Source organism: Streptomyces sp. NPDC015127, from assembly GCF_043080095.1.
Classification (GTDB): Bacteria; Actinomycetota; Actinomycetes; order Streptomycetales; family Streptomycetaceae; genus Streptomyces.
Map to the genome: position 1 here is coordinate 138,882 of NZ_JBIBVE010000010.1, position 16,080 is coordinate 154,961.

Annotated in this window: 14 protein-coding genes and 1 pseudogene; 8 read left to right on the top strand and 7 right to left on the bottom strand. The window is 71.5% G+C overall.

Annotation, left to right across the window (positions count from 1 at the left end):
• Positions 1–113 precede the first annotated feature (113 nt).
• From ACF08N_RS20850 to ACF08N_RS20870, 5 genes are all read left to right on the top strand, one after another.
• Entirely contained in the window at positions 114–845 is a 732-nt protein-coding gene (locus ACF08N_RS20850) for an ABC transporter ATP-binding protein (protein WP_392326116.1), read from the top strand.
• A gap of 242 nt (positions 846–1,087) precedes the next feature.
• A complete protein-coding gene (locus ACF08N_RS20855) occupies positions 1,088–3,634 on the top strand; it encodes an ATP-binding protein (protein WP_392326117.1) in 2,547 nt (848 codons plus the stop codon).
• A 92-nt stretch (positions 3,635–3,726) separates the two neighbouring features.
• Positions 3,727–4,413, top strand: coding sequence for a response regulator (locus ACF08N_RS20860; RefSeq protein ID WP_392326118.1), 687 nt, complete (start codon positions 3,727–3,729; stop codon positions 4,411–4,413).
• A 33-nt stretch (positions 4,414–4,446) separates the two neighbouring features.
• Complete coding sequence (locus tag ACF08N_RS20865; protein ID WP_392326119.1) at positions 4,447–4,872, top strand: OB-fold nucleic acid binding domain-containing protein; 426 nt, start codon at positions 4,447–4,449, stop codon at positions 4,870–4,872.
• A 3-nt stretch (positions 4,873–4,875) separates the two neighbouring features.
• On the top strand, positions 4,876–5,634 hold the full coding sequence (locus ACF08N_RS20870; RefSeq protein ID WP_392326120.1) for a DUF3159 domain-containing protein: 759 nt from the start codon (positions 4,876–4,878) through the stop codon (positions 5,632–5,634).
• A 75-nt stretch (positions 5,635–5,709) separates the two neighbouring features.
• Here ACF08N_RS20870 and ACF08N_RS20875 read toward each other — a convergent pair whose 3' ends face one another.
• Positions 5,710–6,378 (bottom strand): potassium channel family protein, encoded by a 669-nt coding sequence (locus ACF08N_RS20875; protein ID WP_392326121.1) that lies wholly within the window; start codon positions 6,376–6,378, stop codon positions 5,710–5,712.
• Positions 6,378–7,046, bottom strand: a complete 669-nt coding sequence (locus ACF08N_RS20880; protein WP_392326122.1) for a potassium channel family protein — start codon at positions 7,044–7,046, stop codon at positions 6,378–6,380. Before ACF08N_RS20880 ends, ACF08N_RS20875 begins: the two co-directional genes overlap by 1 nt.
• Before the next feature lie 223 nt (positions 7,047–7,269).
• Here ACF08N_RS20880 and ACF08N_RS20885 point away from each other — a divergent pair, with 223 nt between their 5' ends.
• Entirely contained in the window at positions 7,270–9,318 is a 2,049-nt protein-coding gene (locus ACF08N_RS20885) for an APC family permease (RefSeq protein ID WP_392326123.1), read from the top strand.
• 70 nt (positions 9,319–9,388) lie between these two features.
• Positions 9,389–10,717 (top strand): class I SAM-dependent RNA methyltransferase, encoded by a 1,329-nt coding sequence (locus tag ACF08N_RS20890; RefSeq protein ID WP_392326124.1) that lies wholly within the window; start codon positions 9,389–9,391, stop codon positions 10,715–10,717.
• 277 nt (positions 10,718–10,994) lie between these two features.
• On the opposite strand, the gene ACF08N_RS20895 is transcribed toward ACF08N_RS20890, so the two are convergent.
• Both ACF08N_RS20895 and ACF08N_RS20900 read right to left on the bottom strand, forming a co-directional pair.
• Complete coding sequence (locus ACF08N_RS20895; RefSeq protein ID WP_392326125.1) at positions 10,995–11,669, bottom strand: response regulator; 675 nt, start codon at positions 11,667–11,669, stop codon at positions 10,995–10,997.
• Entirely contained in the window at positions 11,666–12,802 is a 1,137-nt protein-coding gene (locus ACF08N_RS20900; RefSeq protein WP_392326126.1) for a sensor histidine kinase, read from the bottom strand. Before ACF08N_RS20900 ends, ACF08N_RS20895 begins: the two co-directional genes overlap by 4 nt.
• A gap of 205 nt (positions 12,803–13,007) precedes the next feature.
• Here ACF08N_RS20900 and ACF08N_RS20905 point away from each other — a divergent pair, with 205 nt between their 5' ends.
• Positions 13,008–13,370 carry a DUF6223 family protein gene (locus ACF08N_RS20905; protein WP_392326127.1) on the top strand — a complete coding sequence of 121 codons (363 nt, stop codon included), beginning with the start codon at positions 13,008–13,010 and terminating at the stop codon, positions 13,368–13,370.
• A gap of 107 nt (positions 13,371–13,477) precedes the next feature.
• On the opposite strand, the gene ACF08N_RS20910 is transcribed toward ACF08N_RS20905, so the two are convergent.
• From ACF08N_RS20910 to ACF08N_RS20920, 3 genes and pseudogenes are all read right to left on the bottom strand, one after another.
• Positions 13,478–13,882: a hypothetical protein gene (locus tag ACF08N_RS20910; protein WP_392326128.1), complete on the bottom strand. Its 405-nt coding sequence runs from the start codon at positions 13,880–13,882 to the stop codon at positions 13,478–13,480.
• A 60-nt stretch (positions 13,883–13,942) separates the two neighbouring features.
• A pseudogene (locus tag ACF08N_RS20915) lies at positions 13,943–14,844 on the bottom strand (sigma-70 family RNA polymerase sigma factor).
• Between the two features lie 31 nt (positions 14,845–14,875).
• On the bottom strand, positions 14,876–16,072 hold the full coding sequence (locus tag ACF08N_RS20920; protein ID WP_392326129.1) for an NAD(P)/FAD-dependent oxidoreductase: 1,197 nt from the start codon (positions 16,070–16,072) through the stop codon (positions 14,876–14,878).
• Positions 16,073–16,080: the final 8 nt, after the last annotated feature.

Sequence of the window (16,080 nt, forward strand, 5' to 3'; positions counted from 1 at the left end):
TTCCCTTCCGGGGAGCCGCGCCCACGCGCCTTTCCGCGCACGGCCGTTGCCCGGCCGCATGGCCCCTGCACATACTGTGGCCCGGACCATTCGGGGACGTACGGGGGGAACTCATGACCGAGAGCAGCAGCGCGCACGGCGGCACGGCCGTCATCGGCGACCGGCCCGGCGCCCCGATGGTCCGGGTGGAGAACCTGCGCCGTTCGTACGGCACCGGGTCCGCGGCCGTGCACGCCCTGCGCGGCGTCTCCTTCGAGATCCCCCGCGGCGAACTCGTCGCCCTCAAGGGCCGCTCCGGATCCGGCAAGACCACGCTCCTCAACCTCGTCGGCGGCCTGGACTCCCCGGACGAGGGCCGGATCACCGTCGACGGCGTCGAACTGTCCGGACTCGGCGAGAGGGGCCTGCTGGAGCTGCGCCGGGACCGGATCGGCTTCATCTTCCAGTCCTTCGGCCTGATCCCGATCCTGAGCGCCGCCGAGAACGTGGGCGTGCCGCTGCGGCTGCGCAAGGCCGACCCGCGCGAGCGCGAGGAACGGGTGCAGCTGATGCTCGCCCTCGTCGGCCTCGCCGACCACGCGGCCCAGCGCCCCGGCGAGCTGTCCGGCGGCCAGCAGCAGCGCGTCGCCATCGCCAGGGCCCTGGCCAACCGCCCCGCCCTGCTCATCGCCGACGAACCGACGGGCCAGCTGGACGCCGAGACCGGTCTGTCGGTGATGGAGCTGCTGCGCGCCGTCGTCCGCAGCGAAGGCGTCACGGCCCTGGTGGCCACGCACGACGCCCAGCTGCTCGACCTCGCGGACCGGGTGATGGAACTGCGCGACGGCGAGATCATCGAGCACTGACGGCCCTCGGGGGACGCCAGCGCCGACCCCTGCCCGGTCGGCCTGCGCCGGGGTCCGCCCGTCCCGCCCGCCTGGCCTGCGCCGGGGGCCCGCCCGCGCCCCGGGCGCATCAGAATCGCGTCAATACGCACCGGGGAGTCCCCCTGCGTCCCTTTCACCCCCTCGGTTCGACGTAGGGTCGACGCTGCGCGCGCAGCGGTCGACGCCGCTGCCCGACGCGGCACAGAGAAGACAATGAGGCCATGGGACGCGGCAAGCTTCGGATCTACCTGGGTGCGGCACCCGGCGTCGGCAAGACGTACGCGATGCTCTGCGAGGCGCACCGCCGTGTGGAACGCGGCACGGACTGCGTCGTCGCGTTCGTGGAGCACCACGACCGGCCGCGCACCGAGGTACTGCTGCACGGACTGGAGCAGGTGCAGCGCCGGGAGATCGTCCACCGCGGCGCCGCCCTCACGGAGATGGACGTCGACGCCGTGCTGGAGCGCCGTCCCGCGGTCGCACTCGTCGACGAGCTCGCCCACACCAACGTGCCCGGCTCCCGCAACGCCAAGCGCTGGCAGGACGTCGAGGAACTGCTCGCCGCCGGCATCGACGTCATATCGACCGTCAACATCCAGCACCTCGAATCACTCGGGGACGTCGTCGACTCGATCACCGGCGTACGGCAGCAGGAGACCGTCCCCGACGAGGTGGTCCGCAGAGCCGACCAGATCGAACTCGTCGACATGGCACCTCAGGCGCTGCGCCGCAGGATGGCGCACGGCAACATCTACCAGCCCGACCGGGTGGACGCCGCCCTGTCCAACTACTTCCGCCCCGGCAACCTCACCGCACTGCGCGAGCTGGCCCTGCTCTGGCTGGCCGACCGGGTCGACGAATACCTCCAGCAGTATCGGGGCGAGCACAACATCCGCTCCACCTGGCAGGCGCGCGAGCGCATCGTCGTCGGCCTCACCGGCGGACCCGAGGGCCGCACCCTGATCCGGCGCGCGTCCCGGATGGCGGCCAAGGGCTCGGGCAGCGAGATCCTCGCGGTCTACATCGCCCGCAGCGACGGGCTGACCTCCGCCTCCCCCAAGGAACTCGCGGTCCAGCGCACCCTCGTCGAGGACCTCGGCGGCACCTTCCACCATGTGATCGGCGACGACGTTCCCTCCGCGCTGCTGGAGTTCGCGCGCGGGGTCAACGCCACCCAGATCGTCCTCGGCTCCAGCCGCCGCAAGTCCTGGCAGTACCTCTTCGGACCCGGCGTCGGCGCCACGGTGGCCCGCGACTCGGGACCCGACCTCGACGTCCACATCGTCACGCACGACGAGGCCGGCAAGGGGCGCGGACTGCCCGGGGCCCGCGGCGCCCGGCTCGGCCGGTCCCGGATCGTGGCGGGCTGGGCCATGGGCGTCGTCGCGCCCGTGCTCCTCTCGCTGCTGCTGACCAGCCTGGAGAACGGCCCCGGGCTCGCCAACGACGTCCTGCTGTTCCTCTCCCTCACGGTCGCGGCGGCCCTGATCGGCGGGCTGCTGCCCGCGCTCGCCTCCGCCGCCGTCGGATCACTGCTGCTCACCTACTACTTCACGCCGCCGACCCACACCCTCGACATCGCCGAGCCGCACAACCTGGTCGCCATCGTGATCTTCTTCGCGGTGGCCGTGGCGGTCGCCTCCGTCGTGGACCTGGCGGCCCACCGCACCCATCAGGCGGCCCGGCTGCGCGCCGAGTCGGAGATCCTCTCCTTCCTCGCCGGCAGCGTGCTGCGCGGGGAGACCGCGCTCGACGCGCTGCTGGAACGGGTCCGCGAGACCTTCGCGATGGAGTCCGTGGCGCTCCTGGAGCGCGCCGGCGACGTCGAGCCGTGGACCTGTGCGGCGAGCGTCGGACGGGACCCGGCGGTCCGGCCCGACGACGCGGACGTGGACATGCCGGTCGGCGACCACATGGCGCTGGCCCTCTCCGGCCGCGTACTGCCCGCCGAGGACCGCCGCGTGCTCGCCGCCTTCGCCACCCAGGCCGCCGTCGTCCTGGACCGGCAGCGCCTGGTGGGGGAGGCGGAGGCGGCCCGGGCGCTCGCCGAGGGCAACCGGATCCGCACCGCACTGCTCGCCGCCGTGAGCCACGACCTGCGCACCCCGCTCGCGGGGATCAAGGCCGCGGTCTCCTCACTGAGGTCCAGCGACGTCGCCTGGTCCGCGGAGGACGAGGCCGAGCTGCTCGCCGGCATCGAGGACGGCGCGGACCGGCTCGACCACCTGGTCGGCAACCTGCTCGACATGTCCCGCCTGCAGACCGGCACCGTCACCCCGCTGATCCGCGAGACCAGCCTCGACGAGGTGATCCCGCTCGCGCTGGCCGGCGTACCTCCCGGCAGCGTGGTCCTGGACGTCCCGGAGACGCTGCCCATGGTGGCCGTCGACCGCGGACTGCTGGAGCGGGCGGTCGCCAACATCGTCGAGAACGCCGCCAAGTACAGCCCCGCCGGCACCCCTGTCACCGTCGCGGCCAGCGCCCTCGGGGAACGGGTCGAGCTGCGGGTCGTCGACCGCGGCAGCGGGGTGCCCGACGAGGAGAAGGAACGGATCTTCGAGCCGTTCCAGCGCTATGGCGACGCCCCTCGCGGTGCCGGTGTCGGCCTCGGCCTCGCCGTCGCCCGGGGCTTCGTCGACTCCATGGGTGGCACGCTCAGCGCCGAGGACACCCCAGGAGGCGGCATGACCATGGTCCTCACCCTGCGCGCCGTGGCGGGACACGGCCGCAAGGGCGCCGCCGAACTGCCCGCGCAGGCGACGTCGTGACGCCGCGCGCAACGGCCGGCAGGGGCGCGCCCCACCCCGGCTCCCCAGCCCGCACAGCAGTCCCAGCCCACCCTGCAGAAAGGCGGACCGGCATGACCCGGGTGCTCGTGGTCGACGACGAGCCGCAGATCGTCCGTGCCCTCGTGATCAACCTGAAGGCACGCAAGTACGAGGTGGACTCGGCCCCCGACGGCGCGACCGCGCTCGAACTCGCCGCCGCCCGCCACCCCGACGTGGTCGTCCTCGACCTCGGCCTGCCCGACATGGACGGCGTCGAGGTCATCAAGGGACTGCGCGGCTGGACCAGGGTGCCGATCCTGGTGCTCTCCGCCCGCCACTCCTCGGACGAGAAGGTCGAGGCGCTCGACGCCGGCGCCGACGACTACGTCACCAAGCCCTTCGGCATGGACGAGCTGCTGGCCCGGCTGCGCGCCGCCGTCCGCAGGGCCGAGCCCGTCGGGAGCGGCGACGACGACGTGGTCACCGTCGAGACGGAGACCTTCACCGTCGACCTCGCGGCGAAGAAGGTGAACCGCGACGGACGCGACGTACGTCTCACCCCCACCGAGTGGCATCTGCTGGAGGTCCTCGTGCGCAACACCGGCCGTCTGGTCAGCCAGAAGCAGCTGCTCCAGGAGGTCTGGGGCCCCTCCTACGGGACGGAGACCAACTATCTGCGGGTCTACATGGCCCAGCTGCGCCGCAAGCTGGAGGCCGATCCCTCGCACCCGAAGCACTTCGTCACCGAGCCCGGCATGGGGTACCGCTTCGAACGTTGATCCGGCCCCGGTGGGGGCCGGTAGGCTTTCTGTATGAGTGCTGCACCCCGCTCCGAGAACGCGGCGAAGGACGACAGGGCGTCGAAACCGGTCGGCCGCTTCCGTCGCATGCTGGACCGGCTCTCCAGCTCCCAGCAGGACCTCGAGTCGGAGGAGCTCCAGGAGGACGCCCAGGCGTCGGGGTGCATCCCCATCGGCGACTGCGGTGACCGCCAGATCGTCAGAGTCACTGGTACCTTGCGCACCGTCACCCTTCGTCCGCGGGCCGGTGTGCCCGCGCTGGAGGCGGAGCTCTTCGACGGCACGGCCCCGCTGGACGTCGTCTGGCTCGGCCGCCGCTCCATCGTGGGCATCGAGCCGGGCCGCCGACTGATCGCGTCGGGCCGGATCTCGATGAGCCACGGTCGCCGGGTGCTGTTCAATCCCAAATACGAACTCCGACCGCTCGGACAGGAGTAGCCGGTGACGTCTGTCGACAAGCCGACCCCCACGACGAACGACCAGCAGCAGGACAGCGCGCAGGGACCCGCCGACCAGAAGGCGGTCACCGAGGCAGCGCTGTTCGAGGCGTTCGGCGGCGTGCGCGGCATGGTGGAGACGGTCCTGCCGGGCCTGCTCTTCGTCACGATCTACACGATCAACAAGGACCTGCACATCTCGGCGATCGCCGCGCTCGCGGTCTCGCTGGTGCTGGTGGCCGTCCGACTGGTGCGCAAGGACACCGTCAAGCACGCCTTCAGCGGCGTCTTCGGCGTGGCCTTCGGTGTCGTCTTCGCGATGATGACCGGCAACGCGAAGGACTTCTACCTGCCGGGCATGCTCTACACGCTCGGTCTCGCGCTCGCGTACATCATCACGACGCTGGCGGGCGTGCCGCTGATCGGCCTGATCCTCGGCCCGGTGTTCAAGGAGAACCTCTCCTGGCGCACCCGCAACCCCGGCCGCAAGAAGGCGTACGCGAAGGCCAGCTGGGCCTGGGGCCTGATCCTGCTCGCCAAGTGCGCGATCCTCTTCCCGCTGTACTGGTGGGCGGACACGACGCAGCTGGGCTGGGTCCTGGTCGCGCTGAAGATCCCGCCGTTCCTGCTCGCCGTGTACCTGACGTGGCTGTTCCTGGCGAAGGCTCCGCCGCCGATCGACGTCTTCGCGGAGATGGAGGCCGAGGAGCGGGCGGAGAAGGCCCGCAAGGCGGCAGCCCAGAGCCCCGGGGGCGAGGCCTAGGGGCTGTCCGCGCCTGCGCACGAGACCGGCCCGGAACCGCTGAGGTTCCGGGCCGGTCTCGTGCGCAGAGCGGGGTCAGGACTCGCGGCGGACCGAGAGAAGGTCCTCCAGCTGCTCCTCACGTGCCTGGGCGGCCACGAACAGCAGCTCGTCGCCCGCCTCCAGCGTCTCCTCCGTACTGGGCGTCAGGACCCGGGAGCCGCGGATGATCGTGACCAGGGACGTGTCCTCGGGCCACGCCACCTCGCCCACCTGCGTACCCGCCAGCGCCGACTCCGGCGGCAGCGTCAGCTCGACCAGGTTCGCGTCGCCGTGGCTGAAGCGCAGCAGACGCACCAGGTCGCCCACGCTCACCGCCTCCTCCACCAGCGCCGACATCAGGCGCGGGGTGGAGACGGCCACGTCCACGCCCCAGGACTCGTTGAAGAGCCACTCGTTCTTGGGGTTGTTCACCCGGGCGACCACCCGCGGCACCCCGTACTCCGTCTTCGCGAGCAGCGACACGACCAGGTTCACCTTGTCGTCGCCCGTCGCCGCGATCACCACGTTGCAGCGCTGCAGCGCCGCCTCGTCCAGCGACGTGATCTCGCACGCGTCGGCCAGCAGCCACTCCGCCTGCGGCACCCGCTCCACCGAGATGGCGGTCGGGGCCTTGTCGACCAGCAGCACCTCGTGACCGTTCTCCAGCAGCTCGCCCGCGATGGAACGCCCCACCGCGCCGGCGCCCGCAATAGCCACCCGCATCAGTGACCGCCCTCCTCGGGGCCCTCCGCGAAGGCCGCCTCGACCTTCGCGATCTCGTCCGTACGCATCATCACGTGCACGAGGTCGCCCTCCTGCAGCACGGTCTGCGACGTCGGCAGCACCGCCTCGCCCAGCCGGGTGAGGAACGCGACACGTACGCCCGTCTCCTCCTGCAACCTGCTGACCTTGTGGCCGATCCACGCCGACGACGTGTGGACCTCCGCCAGCTGCACCCCGCCGCTCGGATCGCGCCACAGCGGCTCCGCGCCCGACGGCAGCAGCCGCCGCAGCATCTGGTCGGCGGTCCAGCGGACCGTCGCGACCGTCGGAATGCCGAGGCGCTGGTAGACCTCCGCACGGCGCGGGTCGTAGATCCGGGCGGCGACGTTCTCGATGCCGAACATCTCCCGTGCCACCCGGGCGGCGATGATGTTCGAGTTGTCGCCGCTGCTCACCGCGGCGAACGCGCCCGCGTCCTCGATCCCCGCCTCACGCAGGGTGTCCTGGTCGAAGCCCACTCCGGTGACGCGGCGGCCGCCGAATCCCGATCCCAGGCGACGGAAGGCCGTGGGGTCCTGGTCGACGACGGCGACCGTGTGCCCCTGCTGCTCCAGGGTCTGCGCGAGGGCGGCTCCCACTCGCCCGCACCCCATGATGACGATGTGCACGACCGTCCTTCCGGCTGTCACTGAACCTGTCTCGCTGTCAAGGCCCTACAGGGTCTCAGACCGCGGCCCTAGCTAAACACGTGCGGTCGCCCCTTGGACCCGTCCGTCGGTGCCCCGGGCGTCCGACCTGAGTGTCTCGACGTGACCTCGACGGAGACAGGATTCCGTTAAGGCACGGGTGGGAAGTGGGCATGACTCATTTCGAACGCTTACGATCCTCCCCGTGTCCAAACTGACCGACGTGCCCAAACGGATCCTGATCGGCCGGGCGCTGCGCAGCGACAAGCTGGGAGAAACACTCCTCCCGAAGCGCATTGCACTCCCCGTCTTCGCCTCCGACCCGCTCTCCTCTGTGGCGTACGCCCCGGGCGAAGTCCTGCTGGTCCTGTCCATCGCGGGTGTGTCGGCGTACCACTTCAGCCCCTGGATCGCCGTGGCGGTCGTGGTGCTGATGTTCACGGTCGTCGCTTCCTACCGCCAGAACGTGCACGCCTACCCGAGCGGCGGCGGCGACTACGAGGTCGCCAACACCAACCTCGGCCCCAAGGCCGGCCTCACCGTCGCCAGCGCGCTGCTCGTCGACTACGTCCTGACCGTCGCCGTCTCCATCTCCTCCGGAGTGGAGAACCTCGGCTCGGCCATCCCGTTCGTCGTCGAGCACAAGGTGCTCAGCGCCATCGTCATCATCGTGCTGCTGACCCTGATGAACCTGCGCGGCGTGAAGGAGTCGGGCAAGCTCTTCGCGATCCCGACGTACGTCTTCGTCGTCGGCGTCTTCGTCATGATCGCGTGGGGTGCGTTCAAGGGGATCGTCCTCGACGACACCATGCGCGCGCCGACCGCAGACTACGAGATCAAGCCCGAGCACCAGGGCCTCGCCGGCTTCGCGCTCGTCTTCCTGCTGCTGCGCGCCTTCTCCTCCGGCTGTGCGGCACTGACCGGCGTCGAGGCGATCAGCAACGGCGTCCCCGCCTTCCGCAAGCCCAAGAGCAGGAACGCGGCGACCACGCTGGCGCTGATGGGCGCGTTCGCCGTCACCATGTTCTGCGGCATCATCGGCCTCGCCATGGCCACCGACGTCAAGATGGCCGAGAACCCCGCCAAGGACCTGCTCGACAACGGCACCCCGGTCGGCTCGGACTACGTCCAGAACCCGGTGATCTCGCAGGTGGCCGCCGCCGTCTTCGGCCACGGGACGTTCTTCTTCGTCCTGCTCGCCGCGGCCACCGCACTGGTGCTGTTCCTCGCCGCAAACACCGCGTACAACGGCTTCCCGCTGCTCGGCTCGATCCTCGCCCAGGACCGCTACCTGCCGCGCCAGCTGCACACCCGCGGCGACCGGCTCGCCTTCTCCAACGGCATCGTGCTGCTGGCGGGCGCGGCCATCCTGCTCGTCTGGGTCTACGGCGCCGACTCCACCAAGCTGATCCAGCTCTACATCGTCGGCGTCTTCGTCTCCTTCACGCTCAGCCAGACCGGCATGGTCCGGCACTGGAACCGGCACCTGAAGACCGAGCGGGACAAGGCCAAGCGGCGCCACATGATCCGCTCCCGCGCGATCAACACCTTCGGCGCCTTCTTCACCGGCCTGGTGCTGGTCGTCGTCCTCGCCACCAAGTTCACGCACGGCGCCTGGGTCGCCCTGCTCGGCATGGTGATCTTCTACGGAACGATGACCGCGATCCGCAAGCACTACGACCGGGTCGCCGACGAGATCGCCGCGCCCGACGAGCCCAGCGACGACAGCGTCCGCCCCTCCCGGGTGCACTCGATCGTCCTAGTCTCCAAGGTCCACCGGCCGACGCTGCGCGCCGTCGCGTACGCCAAGCTGATGCGGTCCGACAAGCTGGAGGCGCTGAGCATCAACGTCGACCCGGCCGAGACCAAGGCGCTCAAGGCCGAGTGGGAGCGGCGCGGGATCAACGTCCCGCTGAAGATCCTCGACTCCCCGTACCGCGAGGTCACCCGCCCGGTCATCGAATACGTCAAGAGCCTCCGGCGTGAGAGCCCGCGGGACGCGGTCAGCGTGATCATCCCCGAGTACGTCGTCGGCCACTGGTACGAGCACCTGCTGCACAACCAGAGCGCCCTGCGCCTCAAGGGCCGGCTGCTGTTCACGCCGGGCGTGATGGTGACCTCGGTGCCGTACCAGCTCCAGTCCTCCGAGCTCGCGAAGAAGCGGGCCAGGAAGCGCCAGGAGTGGAACGCGCCCGGCTCGGTGCGCCGCGGCCCGGTCGACCAGCGCCCCAAGCAGCCGGCGGCCAAGAGCTGACTCCCGCGGCACGTAGACTGGTGGGCTGCCGCCCCGGCAGCCCCCGTCTCACCTCTGGAGTCACCTCGTCATGCAGAACGCACCTGATTCTTCGCTGATCGGGGAGGAGTACGAGGTCGAGGTCGGTCCCGTGGCGCACGGCGGCCACTGCATCGCCCGCACCGACGAGGGCCGCGTGCTGTTCGTCCGGCACGCGCTCCCCGGCGAGACGGTCGTCGCCCGCGTCACCGAGGGCGAGGAGAGCTCCCGCTTCCTGCGCGCCGACGCGGTCCGCGTCCTCACCGCCTCCAAGGACCGCGTCGAGGCACCCTGCCCGTACGCCGGCCCCGGCAAGTGCGGCGGCTGCGACTGGCAGCACGCCAAGCCGGGCGCGCAGCGGCGCCTCAAGGGCGAGGTGATCGCGGAGCAGCTGCAGCGGCTCGCGGGGCTGACCCCGGAGGAGGCCGGCTGGGACGGCACCGTGATGCCCGCCCCGGGCGACAAGGTCCCGGCCGGCGAGGTGCCCGCGTGGCGCACGCGCGTGCAGTACGCGATCGACGCCGACGGCCGCGCGGGGCTGCGCAAGCACCGCTCGCACGAGGTCCAGCCCATCGACCACTGCATGATCGCGGCGCCGGGCGTCAGCGAACTGGGCGTCGAGAAGCGGGAGTGGCCGCAGATGGCCACGGTGGAGGCGATCGCGGCGACCGGCTCGAACGACCGCCAGGTCGTCCTCACCCCGCGCCCCGGCGGCCGGCTGCCCCTGGTCGAACTGGACAAGCCCGTCTCGGTGCTCCGCGTCGAGGAGCGCGACGGCTCGGTCCACCGCGTCCACGGCCGCGCCTTCGTCCGCGAGCGCGCGGACGAGCGCACGTACCGCGTCGGCATGGGCGGCTTCTGGCAGGTCCACCCGCAGGCCGCGGACGTCCTGGTGAAGGCCGTGATGCAGGGCCTGCTTCCCCGCAAGGGCGACATGGCACTCGACCTGTACTGCGGCGTGGGCCTGTTCGCGGGCGCACTCGCCGACCGCGTGGGCGAGAAGGGCGCGGTGCTCGGCATCGAGTCGGGCAAGCGCGCGGTGGAGGACGCCCGGCACAACCTCCAGGACTTCGACCGCGTCCGCATCGAGCAGGGCAAGGTCGAGTCCGTGCTCCCGCGCACCGGTATCGAGGAGGTCGACCTGATCGTCCTCGACCCGCCCCGCGCGGGCGCGGGCAAGCAGACGGTCAAGCACCTCGCGTCCCTGGGCGCCCGCCGCATCGCCTACGTGGCCTGCGACCCGGCGGCACTGGCCCGCGACCTGGCGTACTTCCGCGAGGGCGGCTACAGGCCGAGAACGCTGCGGGCGTTCGACCTGTTTCCGATGACGCATCACGTGGAGTGCGTGGCGATTCTTGAGCCCGCCACAAAGAGCCTCTGACCTGCGGCAGCAGGCCCTCGTGCAGGGGGTCGCCGAACTCCACCTCGTGACGCTCTCGTCGAGGACAAGGACCATGAACGCGGCGCAGGCGGTCCCCGTCACCCTGGCCGTGCCGGCCACGAGGTCCGAAGCCTCCGGAACCTGAGCAGCTTGGCCGCACCGCTCTCACCGCGCGGGACCTGGCCGATCATGCCGCCGAGGTCCCGCGCCGCAGCGTGTATTGCTCCCCTGTCTGCACCCCGCGCAGCGCCGCAACGTCGCGTGGGGCGCCTTCGGCTCACGTGGTGCGTGGGGCCACCAGGCCGGATTCGTAGGCGAGGATCACGAGTTGTGCCCGGTCACGGGCATGCAGCTTTGTCATGGCCCGGTTGACGTGGGTCTTCGCGGTCAGTGGGCTGATCACCATGCGATCGGCGATCTCGTCGTTGGACAGGCCGCGTGCGACCAGGACCACAGCCTCGCGTTCACGGCCGGTCAGCTCTTCCAGCCCCCGGCCGGTGCCCGTGCCCGTGTCGGTCGGGAGCGGCTGCGTGACGTACCGGTTGATCAGTTTGCGGGTGATCGAGGGGGCGAGCAGGGCGTCGCCACGGGCGGCGACGCGTACGGCGTGCAGGAAGTCCTCGGGCACGATGTCCTTGACCAGGAATCCGGCGGCACCGGCGCGCAAGGCGTCGAGGACGTACTCGTCCATGCCGTAGTTGGTCAGAATGACGACGTGGACCGTGGCCAGGGCCGGGTCGGCGGCGATGCGCCGGGTCGCCTCGATGCCGTCGACGACCGGCATCTGGATGTCCATCAGCGCGACGTCGGGCACGTGTTCCCGGGCCAGGGCGAGCCCTTCCGCTCCGTCTGCGGCCTCGGCCACCACGTCGATGTCGTCCTCGAGGTCGAGGAGCGCGCGGAATCCGCTGCGGATCAGCGGCTGGTCGTCGACCAGCAGGACACGGATCATGACGTCCGCTCCACCGGGACCACGGGGAGTTCGGCCTGGACGGTGAAGCCGCCCTCGCCGCGTGGTTCGGCGCGCAGCCGACCGCCGAGGGCGGTGACGCGTTCGCGCATGCCGAGCAGTCCGAGGCCGGGTTTCGGGGCGGTGGCCGGTGTCGCCCTGCCGTTGTCGTCGATGCGTATCGCGAGGGCGTCCGGACGGCAGGTGATCCGGACCGACGCCGTGGCAGCGTCCGCGTGCCGGGCGACGTTCGTGAGCGACTCCTGGACGATCCGGTAGACGGTCCGGTCGACCGCGGCCGGCACGGCGTGCTGTTCTCCCTCGATCGTCAGGGTCGTGTCCAGGCCGAACACACGGGCCCGCTCCACCAGTTCCGGGAGGTGGTCGAGCCCCCGCGGCGGGGTCGTGTCGTCGTCGCGCAGTGCTTCCAGTGTGGCGCGCAGTTCCCGGCTCGCCTCGCGCCCGGCCTCCTGGATCGCCAGAAGGGAAGGCGGTACGTCCTCGCCCCGTCTGCGGGCCACGTGCACGGCGACCTCCGCCTGCACCTTGATGACCGAGATCTGGTGGGTGAGCGAGTCGTGCAACTCGCGGGCGATGCGGAGCCGTTCCTCGTCGGCGCGGTGCCGGGCGGTCTCCTCGCGGGTGCGCTCGGCCTCGTCCGCCCGGCGCTCGGCCTGCCGCAGTGCCTCTCCCGCGGCGCCGGCGGCGATCAGCCAGGCGATTTCGAGGGCGCCTCGTGCCTGCGCGAACGCCTCGCCCGTGTCGTGCAGGCCCGAGGCCAGGGCCGCGAGCGGGAGCAGGGCCAGCACGACCACGCTCGCCGCCACCGTGACGGTACGGTGCCCCGCCCTTACGGCCGCGTACACCGCGAACAGGTACGCGACGACGGCCACGTCGAAACCGGCCGCTTGATAGCCCACCGCGCACAGCCCCGTAACGGCCAGTACCGCGACCGGATACCGGCGGCGCGCAAGGAGGGCGATGCCGCTCGCCACCAGCAGCCCGTACCCCAACAGGCCGCAGCTTGAGGCGGAATGACGGCCTGCCAGCCCCGTGATCAGGAGCGCCGCCGCCACGCCGACCGCGATGATCCAGTCCCCGAACCGGGCCCACACACCCGCCGCGTCTGCCTTCATGCGCGCACCCTAACCGGCCGCCGCCGCGGGCGAATCCCCCGCTCGGAGCAGCGACCGACTACCGCGACCGCGGTACTTCCGCGCCGTCTGCGGCATCGGCAGCAGGGGGAAGTGTCTGCGCCCGCCGGACGACCGATGACCAGTCCGGCGGACATGCTCGGACAGCACCAGGTCACAAGGGGAGCAAGAAGAGAAGGAGCACCGTATGTCCATCACCTTCGCAGTCGCCTCGGTCCAGCCGATCGCCGCAGATGTCTACGACTTCAGCCTCGGGAGGCTCGGAGCCACCACAGGGGCTGTGCTGGCCCTGGCCGGCGTCGTCATCGCCTGGCGGGCACTGGCCCGCCCCACCGGTCGCCTCGGCACCGCCAACGGACCACTCGGCGCCGGACTGGCCATGGTGGCGGGGCTGATCGGCGTCGTGCTCGGAGGCATGGTCGCGGCCACCGCCGACGGCGGCCTCGGCACCGGCAACGGACTCGGCGGCGCCTACGTGGCCCTGCTGGTGGGACTGATCGCCACGGCCCTCGGCGCCCTGGCGGGGGCCCGCTCCCGCCGGACCGGCTGACGGCTGCAGGGCACCCCGACCGTGCGCGGTCGGGGTGCCCTGCAGCGGGCCTCGGCCTCGCCGTCGTCCGAGGCATCGTCGAGGCCCGCACAGCCTGGGGGCCGCGGCTACGGCCGGATACGGGTGCGGGCCCGTACGCGGGCGGACAGTATCCGGCCCAGTGCCACGGTGCTGAGGCCGAACATCAGGACGCCCAGAGGGACATGGAGCGACGGCATGTGCGCGATGCCGAGCGCGACCTGCACCGAGGCGAGGGTGAGGAAGCCGATGGCGTAGAGGACGGGGCGGGGTGAGCCGCCGCCCGGCCGCCAGGCGAGGATCGCGGCGAGTACGTACAGCATCGACGCGCCGTACATCACGCGTGATCCGACGTCGTGCAGCACATAGCCGTGAGACGAGGACAGCAGCATCCCGGCGGTGGCGGCCTGGAAGAACAGGGTCACGGTCTGCAGGGCGATGGCGACCTCGAGAAACCTCGGGCTGCGCTGCTCGGCCGTCGTCCGTCTGGCCATGGCGTGGTCCTCTCCAGTGGTGTGGCAGTGGATGGGTGGTGTCCGGGTGGTGCGGTGGAGTCATCGCAGGGTGAGCGGTGTCCCGGATGCGACGCGGGTGAGCTTTTCCGGGTTGCGGACGAAAGAGAGGCCGGTGATGCGGGCGTCCTCGACGCGGAAGGCCATGACGCCGTCGATCTCGCCGTCGATCTCGCCGTCCAGGCGCAGGACGAGCGCCGGGTGACCGTTGACCACGGTGGGGTCACAGGTGATCCTGGCTCGGAGTTTGCCGGAGCCGCCGAGGTGGAACCGGACCAGCTTGTCGGCTCCGACGACCGGCCGCAGCGCGGCCCGCTTCACGCCACCGCCGTCGCTCACCAGGGCGACCTGCGGGGCGAGTACGTCTCTGAGTGCTTGAGGATCACGCGTTTCGAGCGCCCGCCGGAACGACTCCACGGCTGCCCGGGTGACGCTCGGGGACACCGCCCGGCGAGGGCGGCGGGCATCGACGTGCCGACGGGCGGGTTGCGCGATCTGGCGGACGGCCGCCTGACTCTTGCCGACGGCGGCCGCGATCTCGTCGTAGCCGACGCCGAACACCTCGCGCACCCCGAAGACGGCCCGCTCGGTCGGCGACAGCGTCTCGAGGACGAGCATCATCGACATGCTCTCGGCGAGTTCGATGTCCTCGGCCGCGTCCGGTGCGGTGAGCAGGGACTCGGGCAGCCACTGGCGATGTACGCCTCCTTGCGCCGCTGCATGGCGCGCAGCCGGTCGAGGGCCTGCCGGGTCGTGATGCGGACCAAGTAGGCGCGCCGGTCGATGACTTGCTCCTGGTCGACCTTGACCCGGCGCAGCCAGGTCTCCTGGAGGACGTCCTCGGCGTCGGCCGTCGATCCGGGCATCTCGTAGGCGACGGTGAAGAGCAGGTTGCGGTGGGCGACGAACGTCTCGGTCGCCGCGTCGGTGGCGTGGTCGGTCATGTCCGGCCTCTCTCCTCAGCGGTGGACCCGGCTACACTGCCCGTTCGGCGGCGGCCGACGGCTCGTCGCGTTCGGCCCGCAGCAGTTCCCGGCGCTTGTCGCCCTTGGGCCAGTGGTGCGAACCGGGCTTGCGCGCCTCGTTCGCCAGGTGCCTGACGCTGAACGCGCAGGAGAGCTCCTTGAGTTTCGCGCCCGCTCGGCCGCTGATGTAGAGCCTCATCGCGGTGTCGTCCTTGTGCGCGAACTGGAAGATGCCGGCCCGGCGCCCCAGGCTGATGCACATGGCGGGGAACGACAGGTCGACGGGCGCGGGCTGCTCGCCCGCGATGCGGCCCAGCACCGTGTCGGCGGCGTGTGCGCCCAGGCAGCCCGCGGCGTAGGCGCTCATCCGGAACGGCAGGTCCGACGGCGCCGCCGAGTCTCCGGCGGCGACGATGCGCTCGTCGTCGACGCTGGTCAGGGTCTCGTCCGTGAGCAGGCGCCCCACCGCGTCGGTGCGCAGCCCGCTGCGCGCGGCCAGCTCGGGCACGCCGAACCCGGCGGTCCAGATGGTGACTTCGCTCGGCAACTCGCGGCCGTCGGCGAGGCGCACGGCGTCGCTCGTCACGGCCGTCACCAACGCGCCGGTGCCGTCGAGCACCGTCACCCCGAGCGTGGCGAGCCGCTCGGCGGCCGTGCGCCGAGCCCGGGAGTGCAGGTACGGGCCGAGTACGCCTCCGCAGACCAGGGTCACCCGGCGGCCGGCCTCCGCCAGCTCGGCGGCGGTCTCGATGCCGGTCGGACCGGCTCCGACGACGGTCACCGGGGCCGTCGCGGGCATGGCGTCGAGGACCGACCGCAGCCGCTGCGCCGCCTCCAGGGTGGCGATCGGGTAGGCGAACTCGGCCGCTCCGGGCACGCGGGAGCCGGCGCTGCCGCTGCCCACCGTGTAGATCAGGTAGTCGTAGCCGACCGTGCCGCCGGCCGCGAGCGTCACGCTGCGCCCGGCCGCGTCGATCCGGGTCACGTTGTCCACGACCAGCCGGACGCCGTCGGCCAGGATCTCCCGGTAGTCGACGACCGCGTCGTGGGATCCGCCCACCAGCTGGTGGAGGCGCAGGCGCGGGACGAAGACCGGGCGCGGGTTGATCAGGGTCACGGTCACGTCGGCACGCTGCGTCAGCCGGTTCGCGGCCATCACGCCCGCGTATCCGCCGCCGATCACGACCACGTCGGTGTTCTCGGTCATGGTCTCTC

Coding starts and splice junctions, on each gene's coding strand:
- ACF08N_RS20865 (WP_392326119.1), top strand. CDS start 4,447: ATGAGTGCTGCACCCCGCTCCGAGAACGCGGCGAAGGACGACAGGGCG.
- ACF08N_RS20890 (WP_392326124.1), top strand. CDS start 9,389: ATGCAGAACGCACCTGATTCTTCGCTGATCGGGGAGGAGTACGAGGTC.
- ACF08N_RS20850 (WP_392326116.1), top strand. CDS start 114: ATGACCGAGAGCAGCAGCGCGCACGGCGGCACGGCCGTCATCGGCGAC.
- ACF08N_RS20860 (WP_392326118.1), top strand. CDS start 3,727: ATGACCCGGGTGCTCGTGGTCGACGACGAGCCGCAGATCGTCCGTGCC.
- ACF08N_RS20895 (WP_392326125.1), bottom strand. CDS start 11,669: ATGATCCGTGTCCTGCTGGTCGACGACCAGCCGCTGATCCGCAGCGGA.
- ACF08N_RS20910 (WP_392326128.1), bottom strand. CDS start 13,882: ATGGCCAGACGGACGACGGCCGAGCAGCGCAGCCCGAGGTTTCTCGAG.
- ACF08N_RS20875 (WP_392326121.1), bottom strand. CDS start 6,378: ATGCGGGTGGCTATTGCGGGCGCCGGCGCGGTGGGGCGTTCCATCGCG.
- ACF08N_RS20900 (WP_392326126.1), bottom strand. CDS start 12,802: ATGAAGGCAGACGCGGCGGGTGTGTGGGCCCGGTTCGGGGACTGGATC.
- ACF08N_RS20905 (WP_392326127.1), top strand. CDS start 13,008: ATGTCCATCACCTTCGCAGTCGCCTCGGTCCAGCCGATCGCCGCAGAT.
- ACF08N_RS20855 (WP_392326117.1), top strand. CDS start 1,088: ATGGGACGCGGCAAGCTTCGGATCTACCTGGGTGCGGCACCCGGCGTC.
- ACF08N_RS20920 (WP_392326129.1), bottom strand. CDS start 16,072: ATGACCGAGAACACCGACGTGGTCGTGATCGGCGGCGGATACGCGGGC.